Annotated in this window: 5 protein-coding genes; 4 read left to right on the plus strand and 1 reads right to left on the minus strand. The window is 66.8% G+C overall.

What is annotated here, in order from left to right; all coding sequences use genetic code 11:
• The coding region (locus AB3X43_RS18240) for a hypothetical protein (protein WP_369431287.1) at nt 1–186 on the minus strand (186 nt) is incomplete at its 3' end.
• 38 nt (nt 187–224) lie between these two features.
• On the opposite strand from AB3X43_RS18240, the gene ffh reads away from it, so the two are divergent.
• From ffh to AB3X43_RS18260, 4 genes are all read left to right on the plus strand, one after another.
• Nucleotides 225–1,598 (plus strand): signal recognition particle protein, encoded by a 1,374-nt coding sequence (gene ffh, locus AB3X43_RS18245; protein ID WP_369431288.1) that lies wholly within the window; start codon nt 225–227, stop codon nt 1,596–1,598.
• A 117-nt stretch (nt 1,599–1,715) separates the two neighbouring features.
• On the plus strand, nt 1,716–2,522 hold the full coding sequence (locus tag AB3X43_RS18250; RefSeq protein ID WP_369431289.1) for a DUF2726 domain-containing protein: 807 nt from the start codon (nt 1,716–1,718) through the stop codon (nt 2,520–2,522).
• A 263-nt stretch (nt 2,523–2,785) separates the two neighbouring features.
• Nucleotides 2,786–3,790: a porphobilinogen synthase gene (gene hemB / locus AB3X43_RS18255; protein WP_369431290.1), complete on the plus strand. Its 1,005-nt coding sequence runs from the start codon at nt 2,786–2,788 to the stop codon at nt 3,788–3,790.
• Nucleotides 3,791–3,803: 13 nt separating this feature from the next.
• Nucleotides 3,804–4,895 carry a magnesium transporter CorA family protein gene (locus tag AB3X43_RS18260; RefSeq protein ID WP_369431291.1) on the plus strand — a complete coding sequence of 364 codons (1,092 nt, stop codon included), beginning with the start codon at nt 3,804–3,806 and terminating at the stop codon, nt 4,893–4,895.
• Nucleotides 4,896–4,981 lie beyond the last annotated feature (86 nt).

Below are 4,981 nucleotides of genomic sequence, written 5' to 3' on the forward strand. Positions count from 1 at the left end.
GCCCAGCAGGTGCGCCAGACCGGCCACCCCGTGCAGCCCCCAGGCCAGCGGCAGCGCGCGCCGCGCCGGCGCACCGGCACCAGGCATCGCCGCCAGCGCATAGGCCACCAGTGCAAGCAGCGAAGGCACCAGGGACCAGACGGACAGCCCGTGGGCCATGGAAGTCGAGGGGGTCGATAAAATCACCTGCACAGTGTACTTTTCCTAGTCAACCGGGACACCCGATGGCCTCCGCCCTTTCCGAACGTCTGTCACGCCTGGTCAAGTCGATGCGCGGCCAGGCCCGCATCACCGAAGCGAACGTCCAGGACATGCTGCGCGAGGTCCGCATGGCGCTGCTGGAGGCCGACGTGGCCCTGCCGGTGGTCCGCGACTTCGTCGCCCGCGTCAAGGACCGCGCCCTCGGTGCCGAAGTGGCCAACTCGCTCTCGCCGGGCCAGGTGCTGGTGAGCATCGTCCACAAGGAACTCGCCGCCACCATGGGCGAAGGGGTCTCCGACCTCAATCTCGCCACCCAGCCGCCGGCGGTCATCCTGATGGCCGGCCTGCAGGGCGCCGGCAAGACGACGACCACCGCCAAGCTGGCCAAGCACCTGATCGAGCGTCGCAGGAAGAAGGTGCTCACCGTCTCCGCCGACGTCTACCGCCCGGCCGCCATCGAGCAGCTCAAGACCGTGACGAAGCAGGCTGGCGCCGAGTGGTTCCCGTCCACGCCGGACCAGAAGCCGCACGACATCGCGCTGGCCGCCATCGATCACGCGAAGAAGCACTTCTTCGACGTGCTGCTGGTCGACACCGCCGGCCGCCTGGCGATCGACGAAGCGCTGATGGCCGAGATCCGTGACCTGCACGCCACGCTGAATCCGATCGAGACGCTGTTCGTCGTCGATGCGATGCAGGGCCAGGACGCGATCAACACCGCCCGGGCGTTCAAGGAGGCCCTGCCGCTGACCGGCATCGTGCTGACCAAGCTCGACGGCGACTCGCGCGGCGGTGCGGCCCTGTCGGTGCGGCAGATCACCGGCGCACCGATCAAGTTCGCCGGCGTCTCCGAGAAGATCGACGGGCTGGAGGTGTTCGACGCCGAGCGCCACGCTGGCCGCGTCCTTGGCATGGGCGACATCGTGGCGCTGGTCGAGGAAGTCCAGAAGGGGGTGGACATCCAGGCCGCGCAGAAGCTGGCCGACAAGGTCAAGAGCGGCGAGAGCTTCGATCTGAACGATTTCCTGGCCCAGATCAGCCAGATGAAGAAGATGGGCGGCCTCAGCGGCCTGCTCGACAAGCTGCCGGCCGAACTCGCGGCCAAGGCGGGTCAGGCCGACATGGGCAAGGCGGAAAAGGACGTGCGCCGCATGGAAGGGATCATCCACTCCATGACCCCGCTGGAGCGCCGCAAGCCCGACCTGCTCAAGGCCAGCCGCAAGCGCCGCATCGCCGCCGGCGCGGGGGTGCATGTGCAGGAAGTCAACCGCATGCTCAACCAGTTCGAGCAGATGCGCGACATGATGAAGAAGATGAAGGGCGGCGGGATGATGAAGATGATGAAGCGCCTGGCCGGCAAGAAAGGCATGCCAGGGATGGGTGGCATGGGTTTCTGACGGCCGCACACGGTTGTAACAGCCAGACGGTGATGCAGGTACACAACCAGAAGCTGTTACATCCATCACACCTTCGACGGGATTGACGTCAGGCACCCAGACAGGTAGCTTGACGAAATGAATTTCTCATCTCTCGCATCCTCCAACGCAGCCTTGTTCCTGGCGGGCTGCGTGGGTGCCGCCGCACTGATCTGGGCGTGGCGGCATCTGACCAGTCGGCCGGCCGATGCCAGCCGCGTCGGCCGGCCCCGCGCACTCGACGCAGTCGATACCGTGATCGGCTGGCCGCCCGAGGCCACCCGGGTACTGACCCTGCGCCACCAGCGCGCACTGGAAGTGCTGCGGCGCGCTGTGCCGGAACACATGATCCTGGCCCAGGTGCCGCTGTCGCATTTCATCAAGGTACCGACACGGCATTCGTATGTCGAGTGGCTGCGTCGGGTCGGGCATGTCTGCGTGGACCTGATGGTCTGCGACAGCGCGTCGAACGTGGTGGCCATCATCGAGGTACGCCAGGCCGACAAGGCCGAGTCGGAGCGAGCCCGCAAGCGCCAGCAGCGCACCGAACGCGTGCTGCGCGCCGCCGGCATTCCGCTGCACGTCTGGAATGAAGCCTTCCTGCCGGACCCGATCGCCGTTCGCAAAACCCTCTTGCAGGATTCGCCCGAAGCCGCCGCACCCGCAACATCCATGCAGGACAGCGGCCCGGAGACCAGCCCGCTGGAAGTTGGTTCGCGCGGACAACGGATGCGTCCGTTCGACGGGCATGATCTGCCTGGCTACAAGGATCCACCGCGCAGCACCTGGTTCGATGAACTCAATGCAACCCAGCCGGTGCAACTGGATGGCGTGGACGTGTCGCTCGATGCGCCGATGCCGGGCATCGGCCATGGACAGAACCGCACAGTGGCCATGCCGCGCTGAGTCGGTGACCCGCGGCAAACCATTCAGGCAAAAAAAGAGCCCCAGCATGCTTGCTGGGGCTTCGAAGCCTTAACGCTGTCAACACGGTAAGGCACCTGCTCAGGGAGGAAAAGCAGGGAATGAGCACCTAGCGGCGCGTCACTCAGGATAAAGTCTACCATCAAGCCAACCGTGCACAAGGTCAGGGGTGTCCCGTAGACACGGTGCACGTCGATTGATGTAAGAGATTGCCAACTTCGCCTCGCGCTCCAACTGTCCTGCCCATGTTCGCACCTGCCCGCTATCCTCTGAGCCGTCCCCGCCGCCTGCGTCGCGACACATTCACCCGCAATCTGGTGCGCGAGCACCAGCTGAGCTGCAGCGACCTGATCTATCCGGTGTTCGTGCTCGAAGGCCAGGGGCTGGTGCAGGACGTGGCCTCGATGCCCGGCGTTCAGCGCCGCAGCCTCGACCAGTTGCTGCCGGTGGCCGAGCAGTGCGTGGCACTGGGCATTCCGGTGATGGCGCTGTTCCCGGTACTGGGCAGTGCGGGCAAGACGCCGGACGGCCGCGAAGCCACCAACCCCGAAGGGCTGGTCCCGACCGTGGTGGCTGAGCTGAAGAAGCGCTTCCCGGAACTCGGGATCATGACCGACGTCGCGCTGGACCCCTACACCTCGCACGGCCAGGACGGTCTGCTCGACGACACCGGCTACGTTCTCAACGACGAGACGATCGCCGTGCTGGTGCAGCAGGCGCTGGTGCAGGCCGAAGCCGGCGTGGACATCGTCGCCCCCAGCGACATGATGGACGGCCGCATCGGCGCCATCCGCGAGGCACTCGAAGCGAAGCGCCTGATCCACACCCGCATCATGGCCTACAGCGCCAAGTACGCCAGCGCCTTCTACGGCCCGTTCCGCGACGCAGTCGGCTCGGCCGGCAACCTCGGCAAGGGCAACAAGAAGGTCTACCAGATGGACCCAGGCAACAGCGACGAGGCGCTGCGCGAGGTCGCCCTCGACATCGCCGAAGGCGCCGACATGGTGATGGTCAAGCCCGGCATGCCCTACCTGGACATCGTGCGCCGCGTGAAGGACGAGTTCCGCGTGCCGACCTTTGCCTACCAGGTCAGCGGCGAGTACGCCATGCTCAAGGCCGCCGCGCTCAACGGCTGGCTCGACCACGACGCCGTGATGATGGAGTCGCTGCTGGCCTTCAAGCGCGCGGGCGCCGATGGCGTGCTCACCTACTTCGCGCTCGACGCGGCCCGGCTGATCCGCCAGGGCTGAGGCGAACGCGGCCATGCGCGTCTTCCTGATCGACGATCGCTGCACCGAACTGTCCGAGCTGCCGCAGACGCTGCCCGAACGCGGATTCCTCTGGATCGCGTCCGCACGGCGCGAGTTCGAGGTTCGTGTCGGCGAGGTGCAGGCCGTGCTGCAGCCGTGTGCGGGCGGCCAGCTGGTCGACCTGCACATTTCCGACCTGCTCAACAACCAGCTGCCCTCGCACTTCGACTACACCTCGTGGTACGACCTGCTCGTCTTCCGTCGCCTGGCGGCGGCGCCAGGCAGCAACGGGCTGTTCCTCGATGACGAACACGGCACCGTGGCCACCGCACGCCAGGCCCTCGCCGCCATCGACACCAGCCCGGTCGGCTTCGCGGTGTTCGACCGCGTGCTGCTGACCGTGCACCCGGCGGACTGCCTCGTGCGCGACTTCTTCGCCAACCGGCTGGCCCAGATGACCGTCGGCGGCAATGGCGCGAGCCGGCTGCCGCCCAGTCCCGCCGACCTGATGCTGCGCATCGTCAACCACATGGTCGACGGTTATCTGGAGCTGCGCCGCCTGTTGACACGCCAGCTCACCACGCTGCAGCAGGCCTTGCTCGGCCCGCGCAGCCGGCAGATGGACTGGACCGCGCTGCTGGAGTCCCGCAACACGCTGCACCAGCTCGAAGACATCTGCGAGGACCAGCGCAGCGCCATCCAGGAATGGATCGACGCGCTGGACGAGTGGCCGACACCCGCCGACGACAGCGCCCGGCACGACCGGGACCTGCTGCGGGTGCGCTCGCGCGACGTGCTCGAGCACATCGAGCGCGTGCTGGGCCATGTGCGGCGTCTGGAGTCGTCGATCGAGAGCGCCGTGCAGATGCACTTCTCGGCGGTCGGCCAGCGCACCAACGACATCATGCGCACGCTCACGGTGCTGACAGCGATTTTTCTGCCACTCAACCTGATCACCGGTTTCTTCGGCATGAACTTCGACGCGCTGCCGCTGATCCACAACCGCACCGGGATCTGGATCGCTGTGGCGCTGATGGTGCTGCTGGGCGCGGGGCTGAGCGTGCTCTTCTGGCGCAAGCGCTACCTCGGCGGCACGCACGGCTGAAGTCGCCGCCGGGCACCGGACGGGGTGGTCACAGCACGTCGCGCAGCACCTGCACTGTCTCGTTCAACCGGGGCAGCAGCCGGGCG

Origin of the sequence: Sphaerotilus sp., assembly GCF_041083715.1 — a bacterium.
In the GTDB taxonomy this organism is placed as follows: domain Bacteria; phylum Pseudomonadota; class Gammaproteobacteria; order Burkholderiales; family Burkholderiaceae_C; genus Sphaerotilus.